Source organism: Alicyclobacillus sp. ALC3 (assembly GCF_028751195.1).
Classification (GTDB): Bacteria; Bacillota; Bacilli; order Alicyclobacillales; family Alicyclobacillaceae; genus Alicyclobacillus_L.
Map to the genome: position 1 here is coordinate 3,848,219 of NZ_CP066784.1, position 13,390 is coordinate 3,861,608.

The window sequence follows — 13,390 nt, forward strand, 5'->3', positions numbered from 1 at the left end:
GCAGCGTGCATGTGCCGTTTTACGGCGCGAACGCTTGCTCGCTGCACGCAGCGACAAAGCTGGTAAACAGCTTGAGAAACAAGTCGTGACTGGACCACAGGTTCTCAGGGTGCCATTGCACACCGACGACAAATCCGTGTTCTGTTGATTCGATGGCTTCGATGAGACCTTCATCATCCCACGCCGCAGCGGTAAAGCCCGCCGCGACTTCCCGCACCGCCTGGTGGTGGAAGGAGTTGACGCGCAACTCGGCTTTATTCTCAAGCAAGCTTGCGACCAGACTACCTGGTTTCAACTGGACACGGTGGCTCAAGTGGTTGCGGGGCGCCTTTTGGCTGTGCTGGATACGTCCGTGCCACTGGTGGGCAAGGTCTTGGTACAGCGTCCCACCGAACGCGGCGTTGATGACTTGCATGCCGCGACAGATTCCGAACACTGGCTTCCCTTGGGCCACGCAAGCTCGCGTCAGCGTGTACTCCATCAGGTCGCGCTCCGGGTAGACTTCCCCGAGGCCGACGAGTGGCTGTTCTCCCCACACAGACGGGTCGACGTCGTCGCCGCCGGACAACAGCAGTCCATCCACATACAGCGCAATTTCCTGCAACGCAGACTCCGTGTCCACAAACGGGATCACAAACGGGACACCGCCGGCTGCCTCAACGCCCTGCGCATAGTCATCCGCCGATACCGCGCCCATGAGAATCGGTCCTGGCGCAGTTTGCGGCAGGCGGTGGTGGTTGCAGGTAATGCCGATAAGTGGCTTCATGACCGTCGCCTCCTGTGCGATCGTATGCATGGTGTCACTCAACCGGTGCAAGTGCCGTCGCTTATCCGCTGCCACGTCTATCGTTGCTTGGACGGGCATACGCATGAAGTGAGGACTTGTCCTGTTGGGGGTGGCGGTGTGATTGACTTCATCTGGTTATTGTTGTTTCTCGGTGGCATTGCGACGGCGATGCTGACTGGTCATATGGCGCAAGTCTCAGAGGCCATTTTGAACGGTGCGAAAAACGGTGTCGACCTCGCACTTGCGCTCATCGCCGTGATGGCGCTGTGGATGGGCCTGATGCAAGTTGCCCAAAATGCGGGGTTGGTGCAGTGGTTGTCCAAGTTGCTGCGGCCGGTCGGCAAGTGGCTATACCCGTCCGTGCCTGCAGACTCCAAAGCAATGGGAGCCATTTTGGCGAACATGAGCGCGAACCTGCTCGGGATTGGCAATGCAGCGACACCGCTCGGGCTTGCGGCCATGAAAGAACTGCAGACGCTAAATCCGAACAAGCGCAGGGCCAGTGACGCCATGTGTACGCTGCTGGCTGTTAATACGGCGAGCATCACCGTCATCCCGACGACAGTAATCGCGGTGCGGCTCCAGTATGGTTCACATCACCCGACCGACGTGGTCGGGACGACGATTGTCGCCACCCTAATCGGCACGGGTGTAGCGGTTATCCTCGACCGAATGTTCCGCCGCTGGTCCAGAAGGAGGGAGCGGGTCTGATGCAGTCGGCAGTTGAGGTTGCATCCATCTGGGTCTTACCTGTAGTCGTCGCGTCGATTCTCATCGCAGGCGCGTTCAAACGCGTGCCACTCTACAACACATTTGTGGACGGCGCTAAGGGTGGATTCGGTACGTCGATCCGCCTCATTCCCCACATCGTCGCGATGATGGTGGCTGTGTCTGTGTTTCGCGCATCGGGTGCTATGGATATCTTGGTCGGGTGGCTGCATCCGGTCGCCACATGGTTTCACATTCCGAGTCAGGTCGTACCCATGGCTCTGTTGCGACCGATTTCAAACGCGGGGTCACTCGCGCTTCTGACCGACTTGTTCCAGCAACCCCACACAGCCCCGGACACCTTCGTTGGGCTGCTCGCGAGCACGATGCAAGCGAGTACGGATACAACCCTGTACATTCTCACCGTGTATTTTGGCAGTGTCGGTATCGGGCGCTTTCGCTACGCACTTGCCGTGGGACTCCTCTCTGATTTCGCGAGCGTAGTCGGCAGTGTCGTGGCAGTTTGGCTGTTGCACCCTGGCCTGTTTAGCTAGGGTGCCAGTGGTCGAGCAACAGGCAGAGCACACCGAGGGTCATGAGCGTACACGCGACAATCTTTCTTCGCCCGTCTGTCTCCCGGAAGAACACAACCCCAAACAACGTAGCGAGCAACCCTGCTAAAGAAGACACTGCCTCGACGATGGTCGGAGGCAACCATTTCAACAGAGCGAAGAGGGTCAGGTAAGCAATCGCATTCGCCCCTGCGGCAGTGACGCCCCAGAGTGGGCGTGCCGCTGCCAATTGGAGCACGTTTTTATGCTTTTGAAAGAGGAACGTTGGCACAAGCATCCACAGTGCAACAGAGGTAAACTGACTCGCCGCGTATGCGTACAGAGGATATCCGGTGTGCGAAGCGTCGACGAGCCGTGCGGTGACGAGCAGAACATCCCCGGCGACCATCATCACGACGGCTTTCGATACCTTTCTTCCAACCAGTTTCCATGCACCGACTGCGAACAACACCATGGCGAGGGCTGACACAATGCCGCCAGTTGGGCGGACCAGCCACATGAGGACAATGGTGGCGTTCGTCCATGGACTGACTTCCCCCACGGGGCCAATGCCAAGCGCTGTGGTGTACAGTCCGAATGTGATGGCGTAAATTGCCCCAGACCAAATCGTGATGCCGATCCACTCGACTTGGTCGTGTAAAGCTGCTGCCCCCCACAGGACGCACGCTGCTCCACCGAACGTAATCACCATAGTTGCGAGTGGCTGCCGGACCTCTCGCCCCAAGCCGTGCACCGAAAGCTGTTCTGTGCTTAATGAAAGAACCCGAATGAACATCAGCAAGCCCAGCATGATGAAGTCAAAATCCACAGCACAACCCCCATCCACCTCATACTTATGAGCCAGGAAGCACAGAGTAGACATGCTGTGCACATCCATCTGTGCCAGGTGACAACCATGGGTGCATATAGAGGGGGAACTATCAGTGATATTCAAACAAATGCTCGTGAATTTTACCGGGGCGGCCATTGCGACGCTGCTGACGGTCACTCCGACGGCATCAGCACAGTCGAGTGCGCCGCCAAGTCTCTCAGACCCTGTGCTAGGGCAAACGGGGACACAAGTTTCTCGAATGCAGCCCCCACATCCGGTCATGCCGACGCTGCCACCGCTTGGACGTGACTTGGCCGTCAAGCATGGATTGACCGTCTTGCTGTCGCAACGCACGACCAATTTCAACCACGCCAGTAGCACTCAGGCCAAGAACATGGCGGTGCTGGCAAAGCGCCTGAACGGTGTCATCGTCGCTCCAGGAGCAACTTTTTCGTACTATCGAACCGTCGGGCCATACACGGCAGAGAACGGTTTTTACTGGGGACGGGCCTTTTCAGGCGATCGGATTGTGCCGTCGATGGGGGGGGGTGTCTGTCAAGGTGCGAGCACTCTCTACTCGGCGCTCATGCGCACCGACCTGAAGGTCGTCGAGCGCCACCAACACTCGCTCACAGTGCCGTATCTGCCACCAGGTGAGGATGCGACAGTGGCGGGCACATACCTCGACTTCAAGTTCAAAAACAGCCGTGCGACACCTGTCATGCTGGCGGCGACTGCGGACTTGTCGCGTCGCTACCTAACGGTTGCTGTGTGGGGAAAAACGGCGCCACCAAAAATCACCGTGAAACACGAAATCCTTGCCACTTACCCGTACCGAACGATTCGTCACTGTATGAGCAAGGCGAGTGAGGTGGGTGTAAAGAGCCCGGGGCAGCCTGGTGTGAAGGTCAAGACCTGGGTAGTGACTGAGGCTGCCAACGGTTCGATCGAGCGGTACCTTGGCATGGACACTTATAAAGCAAGTCCGAGAATTGAGGACGCAGTTTGTGTACAATCGAAGCGAAAGTGATGTTCGTATGATAGAAAATCGCGCCTGAAATAGAGGAATGCATAGGTGGGCAGCCAATGCAACTGTGCATTCCTAACTATGCTCGAGCAGAGATTGGGAGGGCCGAGGAAAACAGTCGGCAACACAGCTGACGGTTGAAAATGGGCGATGTAAGCGAAATCATTAGGCGTGACGATGGTTGCAATCCACTATGCTTGTTGTAGAATGGCGTTGTTTTACATCTGAGCGGTTGACCCAGGAGGAATCTGGTTGAAGTCTCTGCCGCTGAAACCTGCGCAGAAGATCGCTTTTGGCTACGCTGCCGTCGCACTGCTTGGCGGCTTTCTATTGCTGTTGCCTGTCTCCCGCACGGTGCCGGTCAGCTTCACAGACGCGGTCTTTACGTCTGCGAGCGCTTCTTATGTGACAGGCTTGTCTACCGTATCCACCGCGACGACGTGGACCCCGTTTGGTGACGTTGTCATTGCGCTGTTGATGCAAGTTGGCGGGTCTGGCATTACGCTCGTGACAACCTTGGTGTACCTGATGCTCGGACGCAAAATCAGCATCGGACAACGGCGCTTTATGGCCGAGGACAAAAACACGGGCGTTCATGGCATCGTGAGACTGATCAAAAGCATTCTTTACTTCAGCCTGTCCTTCGAGGGCGCCGGATTTGTGATTCTGGCGCCCTACTTGCACTTTAGATACGGATACACGTGGCAGCGGGCTGCAGGATTTGCTGGGTTCCACGTAATCTCCGCGTTTAACAATGCTGGTTTCGACTTGTGGGGCAACAATCTGGAAGGGTTCCAGCACGACCCGCTCGTGCTCATTCTCACCAGTTTCCTCATCATCGCTGGTGGCATCGGGTTTGTCGTGCTTGTCGAACTGTACTCTTATCGGCAGACGAGGCTACTGTCGCTTCACACGCGTGTCGTCCTTAAGGTCACAGCCTTATTGTTGATGGCAGGTACGTTGATGACCCTCTTGTTCGAGTGGAATTACAGTATGAGTCACTTGTCGTGGCCCTACAAAATTCTTAACGCGTGGTTCTCCTCAGTGACGCTGCGAACAGCCGGGTTTGACTCGGTGCCGATTGGGAACATGCGTGAAGTGACCTGGTTTATCTACACGATTTTCATGTTTATTGGTGCGTCGCCCGGGTCTACAGGCGGAGGTATCAAGACGACGACTTTTTATATGATGGTGAAAACCACCGTAGCGACCGTGCGAAATCGGGCTGACATCATTGCACATGAACGGACGCTGCCGTGGGATTTAGCGACGAAGTCGCTTGTTATTTTCATGCTTGCCATCGGCCTCATTATGACTGGAACGCTGATCAACGCGATTGTTGAACCACACATCCAAATCATGCGCCTCATTTTTGAAGAAGTGTCCGCATTTGGTACAGTTGGCCTCTCAACGGGTATCACCGGTTCCATTGGCGACACCATGAAATGGGTTTTGATTGTTACTATGTACTTTGGACGCATCGGCATCCTGACGTTCTTGGTCAGCTTGGCGCGTCAAAAGCCATCACACGCTCGCTACCTGCAAGAGCGAATTCTCATCGGATAAGAGGGTATTTAACATGGCAAAACGGCCGAAAACCATCGGGATCATCGGAGCGGGTCGCTTTGGGACAGGGGCGGCGAGGGAACTCATCCGACTCGGACACGAAGTCATCGTGGTGGACCGTGATCCGGAAGCGCTTGAAGTGTTGCCGGACTCGTGTCACACAGCGATTGGGAATGCGGAGAGTAGTGAGTTTCTCGCAGAGGTAGGGTTTAAGAATGTGGATGCTGTCATTGTCGCGATTGGTGATAATGAAAGCGCATCGAATCACGCCACGATTAACTGTAAAGACTTCAATTTGTACACGGTGACGAAGGCGTTGAACACAACGCACGGCAAGATCCTCGACCGTTTGGGCGCAGACAGGATTATTTACCCTGAGTACGACTCCGGCGTGCGCTTAGCGCGATTTCTGACGCGGACCGCCATTCTTGAGATGGTTGAGCTGTACGAAGAAATCTTCATGATGGAGATGCAGGCGGGGGGGCCTATTGTCAATCACACCTTGATGGAGTTGAACCTCCCGAAGAAATACGGCGTGCAAGTGGTCATGACTCGACGAGGACGTAAGGTTCACTTTCCGATGTCGGCCAATGACAAGGTCTTTGAAGGGGATGTGTTGGTCTGTATCGGCACATCTGAAGCGCTAACGGCACTTGCACAACGAATGGAGGATTGATTCGGGCCCGTAGACAACCAGTTCTCCGGTTGAGCGGGCCCTTGTGGCAGTCAGTTCGTGCACTAAAGGAGACTTGTTGAATTGGTACATATGGATAGTTGGCAGCACGCGTGGACGGCCTTGGTGATCATTTTCGTTGGCGGGCTGATTGTCGGCAAGCTGTCAGAGAAGCCCCGCATTCCGGACGTGGCTGCGTATCTGGTGTACGGCATTATCATTGGACCTGCCGTATTGAACCTGCTCAGTGAACCAAGTCAGTCAAACGTAAACCAGTTCATCCTCAATTTTGGTGCGACGCTCATACTTTTCGAGGGTGGACGAGGCGTGTCGCTGTCCGTGTTGCGGCGCGTCTGGGTCAGTATTTCACTGCTTGTGACACTTGGTGTGTTTGTGTCGACCTTCGTCGTCGGACTCGCAGTCCATCTGTTGCTTGGCACTCCGTGGGTGTTTTCATTGTTAGTGGGTGCCGTCATCGCGTCGACTGACCCGGCGACTCTGATTCCGGTGTTCCGACGTGTCTACGTTTTGCCCATCCTGCGGCAGACTGTGGAGTCTGAATCCGCGTTCAACGATGCGACGGGTACTGTTCTCACGATGACACTGCTCGCGGCTACGACGGGCGGTTCGATTCACGTTGGCACCGCAGTCGTGACCTTTGTGAGCTCTGCAGTTCTCGGTCTTTTGATTGGCATTGTGCTTGGACTGATTGCGTTAATTCTCATTTCACGCAAGGCGTGGGGGCTGTTTCACGAGTATGGTTCGTTCGTTCTGCTGATTACAGCCATTAGTTCTTACCAATTGGCAAGCACACTTCATGCGAGCGGATTTATGGCGGCGTTCGTGGCGGGCATCGTCGCAGGCAATGCACAGACGTTCAAGTGGACGTTGGCGTCGCATACAACGGATAACATCATGCACTTTGGCAACGCGATGACGCTGATGATGCGGATGCTGATCTTCGTTCTGCTCGGGACACAGGTCAATTTTACGGTCGTACACCAGTACCTGTGGGCGGGCCTGCTCATCGTGGCTGTTTTCATGCTGATTGCGCGACCGGCGTCCGTGCTTTCTTCCGTGTTGTTTGACAGGCGCGCGGCATGGCAGGGACGTGAGGTTACGTTTATGTGTTGGGTTCGCGAGACCGGCGTAATTCCGGCTGCCCTCTCCGGAATGCTTGTCGCCAAGGGTGTCAAGGGGGCAGACGTGATTAGTGCGATTACGTTTATGGCCATCTTGCTCACAATTTTGATCCAGGCGAGTACCACAGGGGTTGTGGCGAAGTGGTTGGGCGTGCTCGGACCGAGCCAACCGCAGGAGGAGGTCTAGTCAAGACCGACCTGTCAGGTCAAGGTGATGAGATGGAGTCAGCAAACGAGGGCTGTCCCGGGCATGACAATGCCTTTGGACAGCCCTGTTTGCTGAATCGTGAACGCATCGTGGTCTTCAGTCCTCTGTGTAGAGGCTGATGTCATTCGGCCCGGCCCCGCAACTTGGACACTGAGCGGGAATGCCCGAGTTGCGGGGGATCATCTCTCCGCAGTCGGTGCACTTGTAGAGTAAGTGCATGGACGCTGTGCGAGCTTCCAGGGGGTCGCGCGGGTAGCCACTCTGGGTCTTGGCCTCGTCCACAGCCCAGTGCACATGAGGCACGACTCCCCGGAAACGGTTTTGTTCGTCGACAACCATGATGGTTTGGTGCGGTACAGGAGACTGTGCGTCGTGAGCGAAGTGTTCAAGTGGTTTGCTGGGGGTACAGACCAACGCGTCTGTGCAACACGCGTCCTCGACGCGTTTTTGGTTGTCGTGCAGGTTTTCGACCAAAGCGGCCTTCGATACGGAGCCGTGGTACTGACCGCTTCCGTCAACAACGGGCAAGATGTCCAGTGTCGACCGTCCGGCGTGGCTGGCTGCTTCTTGAATCGACATGCCCAAGTCGAGTGTGACAGGGGTTTCAATCATAATTTCGCTAGCATTCATGGCGGTTTCCTCCGTCTTCGAATTCGCAGATGGCAAGCAGCCCGATGGCGACTTTGGTGTTCGTAGTTTGTACGGGACGGGATGGGTTATACGGGTGCAGGCTGTCTGTAAGTCTTGGCTGATTTGGTATGATACAAGGGTAAGGTACTCTGGATTTATAAGGAGATGTCCGAATTTGACGAAACGTCATGTTGCAGTAGACGACATTTTACGCTTGGAACTCGTTGCAAATCCGTCTCTGTCCCCGGACGGCGCCCAAGTGCTGTTTGAGGAAACGCACACCGATGTGGAGGCTGATGGATATACCACTCAGTTGATGATCGCGGACGTCGAAGGCAACTCAGTGCGCGCCTTGACGAGCGCTGGAAAAAGGAATCGGGGGGCTGTTTGGTCGCCGGACGGCAAATCTGTTGCATTTCTGTCCGATCGCGCCTTTGGTTTGCAGGCCTGGGTGCTCTCTATGTCAGGTGGTGAGGCCCGCCGCGTGACAAAGTTTCGGTACGGGATTTCGAACCTGGTGTGGTCGCCGGATGGCACTACTCTTTACGGTCTGACCGAAGCTCCAAGAGACGGTGAAGTCGCCGTGTTCGAGGACAACGTCACTGAGAAAGAAGCTCGTGAACAGTCGGAAAAGGAAGACAAAGATTGGGCTGACAGTCCGAAGCGTTTTGACCGTCTCTATTACAAACTCGACGGAGCGGGGCTAACGCACCACAGGTATTCGCAACTCGTCGCAGTCGACGTCGCCTCTGGCTCGTTTCGGCAGCTGACGAGAGGAAACTACGATGTCGGCAGCCCGACTGTTTCGCCGGACGGGCGCAGTGTTGCGTTTGTGTCTAATCGGCGCGAAAATCCGGACCTGGAGTGGTGGGCAGCTGATTTGTACCGCGTTCCGGCTGCTGGAGGCGACTTGGAACTGTTGTCGAGTGAAGTTTCCGCTGGCCAACTGACGTATTCGCCAGACGGTCGCCAGCTCGCAGTACTTGGAAATGGCGACGAACAGTTTACATACTGGTCTGCCGCGCACACGCACCTGTTTCTGATCCCGTCCGACGGCGGCCCGGCTGTCAAATTAACTGCCGACTTCCCTGACACCGTGGATGACCGGGTGCTTTCGGACGTCCATGCTAGCTCGCGAGCACAGTCTCCAATCTGGTCCGCAGACGGAACAGCCATTTACGTGCTCAGCACGCGCGAAGGCGCGACAGAAGTGGTGCGTTTTGACGTAGCCGGGAAAGAGTCCCCACAGGTCGTGATCGGCGGTTCGCGCGAAGTGATTGGCTTCGCATCTGATGGCGTTACTAAGTTCGTGATCTGCTATGCGACGCCCACAACGCCTGGAATGATTGCGACTGTCGACATCGCTGGCGTCAAACCGGCCGCGCGCGCGTTCCGCGACGTGAAGGAGCACATGACGGAAGTGCGTACGCCGTTCTTCCCGGCTACCGAGATCCGCCTTGACCGCACGAACGCGTTCCTTGCCGATGTCCAGCTCGTCGATCCGGAGCCGTTCTGGTACCAGTCGCAAGACGATTGGCAAGTCCAGGGTTGGGTGATTAAGCCGCCGCAGGCGCAAGCTGGCAAAAGGTACCCGGTGCTGCTGGAGATTCACGGTGGGCCACAGCTGAACTATGGTTATGCGATGTTCCACGAAATGCAGTGGATTGCGGCCCAGGGATATGCGGTCGTGTTCGTCAATCCGCGCGGCGGCACGAGTTACGGTCAGGAGTTTGTAAACGGCGTGCGCAATCACTACGGCGAGGGCGACGCAGCCGATGTCATGAACGGGCTCGAAGCTGCAATTTCGAAGTTTGACTTCCTTGACGGCACCAAGGTGGCGGTGACAGGCGGAAGCTACGGTGGCTTTATGACGAACTGGCTGGTAGGCCACGAAGACCGCTTCTTTGCCGCTGTGTCGCAGCGGTCCATCAGCAACTGGTTCTCATTTTACGGAGCGTCTGACTGCGGTCCGCTGTTTGTCGAGTCGCAGTTGGGCGGCGACATCTTTACGAATGCCGAAGCATTGTGGCAGATGTCTCCGCTGAAGTACGCGCAAAACGTGAAGACACCGCTGCTGTTGATCCACTCGGAAAACGACCTGCGTTGTCCGATGGAACAATCCGAGCAGTTCTACACAGCAATTAAGCGCAACGGCAGCGAAGTAGAGCTGTTGCGGGTGCCAAACGCCAGTCACGGGTTGTCCCGAGACGGCAAGCCGAAGTTGCGTTTGGCCCGTCTGAACGCCATCTTTGACTACATTCACGCGCGCCTGCCGCGCGCTTAGGAGACCTTGTGTGTGGTACTGAAACTGGTGCGGGGAAAGCAGCGGAGGCTGTTTCCCCCAATCAGGTAGGTGTGAGCGTGCTGTGTCGTGGTGCGCATGAAGTACAGAGCGGAATGGAGGAGAGCAAATGGAGGTCCGAAAGCTCGGACGTACGGGACTGAAGGTATCGGCTCTTTGCCTTGGAACGATGACGTTTTCGAATCAGGCTGACGAAGCCACCTCGTTCGCGATTCTTGACAAGGCTTTTGACGCAGGTGTGTTCTTTATCGACACAGCAGATGTCTACCCGCTTGGGGGAACGTACGAGACGTTTGGCAACACGGAGGCGATTATCGGCAAGTGGCTCAAAGGTCGCCGCAACAAGGTGGTTCTCGCGACCAAGTGTTTTGGTCAGTCGAGTGCCTTCCCAAACGACGTTGGACTCAGTCGAGGACACATCATGGACGCTGTTGACGCGAGCCTGCAGCGGCTGCAAACCGACTATATCGACCTGTATCAGGCCCACCGCTTCGACTCATCGACGCCGGTGGAAGAAACCATGCGGGCCTGGGACGACCTTGTGTCGTCTGGCAAGGTACGCTACATCGGCGTATCAAATTGGCGCGCCTGGCAAATTGAAAAAGCTCTTGGCGTATCGCTCGCAGAACACTACGTTCGGATCGCCAGTGTACAGCCTCGGTACAACCTGTTGTTCCGGATGATCGAAGATGAACTCGTACCGATGTGTCTTGACGAGGGTGTCGGCATCATGTCCTACAACCCACTCGCGGGCGGAATGCTGACCGGTCGCTATCAACCTGGAGACAAACCGCAGGCCGGCACAAGGTTTACTCTGGGCGGACTCGGGGTCGGTGCCGGGTCCATGTACCAGGAGCGGTACTGGCAAGATGCGACGTTTGCTGCAGTGGAGGAATACCGTGACTTCTGTGAATCCCGGGGCCTGAACATGGCGACGACCGCTGTGCGCTGGGTGACGCAGCAACCTGGCATCACCAGCGCGATCATCGGCGCCAGCCGCCCTGAGCAGCTCGATGCATCCTTAGCTGCAGCGAATGCAGAGCCAATTGGTGAAGAGGACCTTGCGGCCCTCGATCAGTTATGGTGGTCCTTACCGCGTCGCAAGGAAGCGCGCTAGGGCACGAGCGGGGACAACCGCTTGGGTTGACGGCTTCGTCTCACGCGTCCACCCAGGCGGATCCCGTCAAGTCAGCTGTTGAAGGAGTGTGGGAGCGCGGTGGACTTATCGACAAAGGGAACGTTGCTGGAGGCACTCGGCATTGACATCGTGGAATTGACGGCAGACCGCGTTGTCGCGACGATGCCTGTAGGACCTGCCACACGCCAGCCGTACGGAATCCTCCACGGCGGCGCATCGGTCGCGCTCGCCGAGACTGTGGCGAGCTTCGGCGCCGCGGCCAACGTAGATTCGCAGAAGTACGCGCCGGTTGGACTCGAGATCAACGCAAATCACATTCGCTCCAAACGAGATGGCGTGGTGACGGCGGTGGCTACGCCTCTGCACAGAGGCCGAACGACCATGGTCTGGCAGATTGAGATTAAGGACGAGGCGGAGCGCCTCATCTGTGTCTCTCGTTGCACAATGGCAGTGGTTCCACGCGTAGAGTAAGCCCGGGCACATGAGCAGGAGGCGGACGACGATGGAATTCGATTACTCGGACAAGGTGCAAAAGCTTCGTAACCAGTTGATGGAGTTCATGGACGAGGTCGTCTATCCGGGCGAAGCGGAATACCACCGCTACATTCGGGAGGCGGAAAACCGTTGGACAATTCCACCTATCATGGAAGAGATGAAGGCGAAGGCGAAGGCCGCTGGTCTCTGGAATCTGTTTCTGCCCGAGAGTGAGTACGGGGCTGGACTCACCAACCTGGAGTACGCACCGCTCTGCGAAATCATGGGGCGCTCTTCGATTGCGCCGGAAGTGTTCAACTGCAATGCGCCAGACACAGGCAATATGGAAGTGTTGGTCCGCTACGGCAGTGAGGAGCAGAAGGAGCAGTGGCTGAAGCCGCTCCTGAATGGAGAAATCCGCTCTGCCTTCTCGATGACCGAGCCGCAAGTGGCGTCGTCGGACGCGACGAATATCGAAGCTCGGATTGAGCGCGACGGGGACGAGTACGTCATCACCGGTCGCAAGTGGTGGTCTTCTGGAGCGGGTGACCCGCGCTGTCAAGTCGCTATTGTCATGGGCAAGACGGACCCGACTGCAGAGCGACACGTGCAGCAGTCGATGGTCCTGGTGCCGCTCGATTCGCCAGGGGTTCACATCGAGCGCCAGGTTCCTGTCTTTGGCTACGACGAAGCGCCACACGGGCACGGTGAAATTTTCTACGATCACGTCCGCGTCCCGGTCACCAACATCCTGTGGGGTGAAGGGAAAGGGTTTGCCATTGCGCAAGGGCGCCTTGGACCCGGGCGCATCCACCATTGCATGCGCCTCATCGGCGCGGCGGAGCGGGCGCTAGGGTTGATGGTGACGCGCGCGAAGGACCGAGTCGCCTTTGGCAAGCCGTTGGCAGACCAGGGCGTTGTGCGCGAGTGGATCGCGGATTCGCGCATCGAGATTGAACAGGCCCGGCTGCTCACTTTGAAAGCCGCGTACATGATGGACACGGTGGGCAACAAAGTCGCGCGCAAAGAGATCGCGATGATTAAAGTGGTGGCGCCAAACATGGCGTTGCGCGTGATTGACCGCGCGATTCAGGTGCACGGTGGTGCTGGGGTGAGCGACGACTTCCCGCTCGCCGCGATGTGGGCCGCGGCGCGCACACTGCGTCTGGCGGATGGTCCGGACGAGGTGCACCGCCGCGACGTGGCGCGACTGGAACTACGCGGGCTGTAAGGTTTTCGGGCCGCCAGCGGCGGGCAGTGTGGCGTGGCGTGGGTGCCACGGGTGCCACGGCGTGGGCGCAACAACGCCCAAAATGTACGTTAAAGTCGCGAAGGTGACATAACGATGGACT

Annotated in this window: 14 protein-coding genes; 11 read left to right on the forward strand and 3 right to left on the reverse strand. The window is 56.9% G+C overall.

Annotation, left to right across the window (positions count from 1 at the left end):
• Positions 1-19: 19 nt before the first annotated feature.
• Entirely contained in the window at positions 20-766 is a 747-nt protein-coding gene (locus tag JC200_RS17695; protein ID WP_274433025.1) for a gamma-glutamyl-gamma-aminobutyrate hydrolase family protein, read from the reverse strand.
• Between the two features lie 138 nt (positions 767-904).
• Between JC200_RS17695 and JC200_RS17700 the strand changes: the two genes are divergently transcribed.
• Positions 905-1,498: a nucleoside recognition domain-containing protein gene (locus JC200_RS17700; RefSeq protein ID WP_274433026.1), complete on the forward strand. Its 594-nt coding sequence runs from the start codon at positions 905-907 to the stop codon at positions 1,496-1,498.
• Entirely contained in the window at positions 1,498-2,049 is a 552-nt protein-coding gene (locus JC200_RS17705; protein ID WP_274433027.1) for a spore maturation protein, read from the forward strand. Before JC200_RS17700 ends, JC200_RS17705 begins: the two co-directional genes overlap by 1 nt.
• On the opposite strand, the gene JC200_RS17710 is transcribed toward JC200_RS17705, so the two are convergent.
• The gene (locus tag JC200_RS17710; protein WP_274433028.1) at positions 2,042-2,875 is read right to left on the reverse strand and encodes an EamA family transporter; all 834 of its coding nucleotides are present in this window, start codon (positions 2,873-2,875) and stop codon (positions 2,042-2,044) included. The genes JC200_RS17705 and JC200_RS17710 overlap by 8 nt on opposite strands.
• Positions 2,876-2,902: 27 nt before the next feature.
• On the opposite strand from JC200_RS17710, the gene JC200_RS24505 reads away from it, so the two are divergent.
• The 5 genes from JC200_RS24505 to JC200_RS17730 all read left to right on the forward strand — a co-directional run bounded on the left by JC200_RS24505 (position 2,903) and on the right by JC200_RS17730 (position 7,473).
• Positions 2,903-3,187 carry a hypothetical protein gene (locus JC200_RS24505; protein WP_443111832.1) on the forward strand — a complete coding sequence of 95 codons (285 nt, stop codon included), beginning with the start codon at positions 2,903-2,905 and terminating at the stop codon, positions 3,185-3,187.
• An 85-nt stretch (positions 3,188-3,272) separates the two neighbouring features.
• A complete protein-coding gene (locus JC200_RS17715; protein WP_443111922.1) occupies positions 3,273-3,908 on the forward strand; it encodes a VanW family protein in 636 nt (211 codons plus the stop codon).
• A 249-nt stretch (positions 3,909-4,157) separates the two neighbouring features.
• The gene (locus JC200_RS17720) at positions 4,158-5,471 is read left to right on the forward strand and encodes a TrkH family potassium uptake protein (protein ID WP_274433030.1); all 1,314 of its coding nucleotides are present in this window, start codon (positions 4,158-4,160) and stop codon (positions 5,469-5,471) included.
• A gap of 13 nt (positions 5,472-5,484) precedes the next feature.
• On the forward strand, positions 5,485-6,147 hold the full coding sequence (locus JC200_RS17725; protein ID WP_274433031.1) for a potassium channel family protein: 663 nt from the start codon (positions 5,485-5,487) through the stop codon (positions 6,145-6,147).
• A 90-nt stretch (positions 6,148-6,237) separates the two neighbouring features.
• Positions 6,238-7,473, forward strand: a complete 1,236-nt coding sequence (locus JC200_RS17730) for a cation:proton antiporter (RefSeq protein WP_274436585.1) — start codon at positions 6,238-6,240, stop codon at positions 7,471-7,473.
• 117 nt (positions 7,474-7,590) lie between these two features.
• Here JC200_RS17730 and JC200_RS17735 read toward each other — a convergent pair whose 3' ends face one another.
• The gene (locus JC200_RS17735; protein ID WP_274433032.1) at positions 7,591-8,124 is read right to left on the reverse strand and encodes a DUF7130 family rubredoxin-like protein; all 534 of its coding nucleotides are present in this window, start codon (positions 8,122-8,124) and stop codon (positions 7,591-7,593) included.
• A 175-nt stretch (positions 8,125-8,299) separates the two neighbouring features.
• Between JC200_RS17735 and JC200_RS17740 the strand changes: the two genes are divergently transcribed.
• The 4 genes from JC200_RS17740 to JC200_RS17755 all read left to right on the forward strand — a co-directional run bounded on the left by JC200_RS17740 (position 8,300) and on the right by JC200_RS17755 (position 13,269).
• Complete coding sequence (locus JC200_RS17740; protein ID WP_274433033.1) at positions 8,300-10,408, forward strand: S9 family peptidase; 2,109 nt, start codon at positions 8,300-8,302, stop codon at positions 10,406-10,408.
• A gap of 127 nt (positions 10,409-10,535) precedes the next feature.
• Positions 10,536-11,543 (forward strand): aldo/keto reductase, encoded by a 1,008-nt coding sequence (locus tag JC200_RS17745; protein WP_274433034.1) that lies wholly within the window; start codon positions 10,536-10,538, stop codon positions 11,541-11,543.
• Between the two features lie 99 nt (positions 11,544-11,642).
• Complete coding sequence (locus JC200_RS17750) at positions 11,643-12,035, forward strand: hotdog fold thioesterase (RefSeq protein ID WP_274433035.1); 393 nt, start codon at positions 11,643-11,645, stop codon at positions 12,033-12,035.
• A gap of 31 nt (positions 12,036-12,066) precedes the next feature.
• Positions 12,067-13,269 carry an acyl-CoA dehydrogenase gene (locus JC200_RS17755; protein ID WP_274433036.1) on the forward strand — a complete coding sequence of 401 codons (1,203 nt, stop codon included), beginning with the start codon at positions 12,067-12,069 and terminating at the stop codon, positions 13,267-13,269.
• The last annotated feature ends 121 nt before the right edge of the window (positions 13,270-13,390 follow it).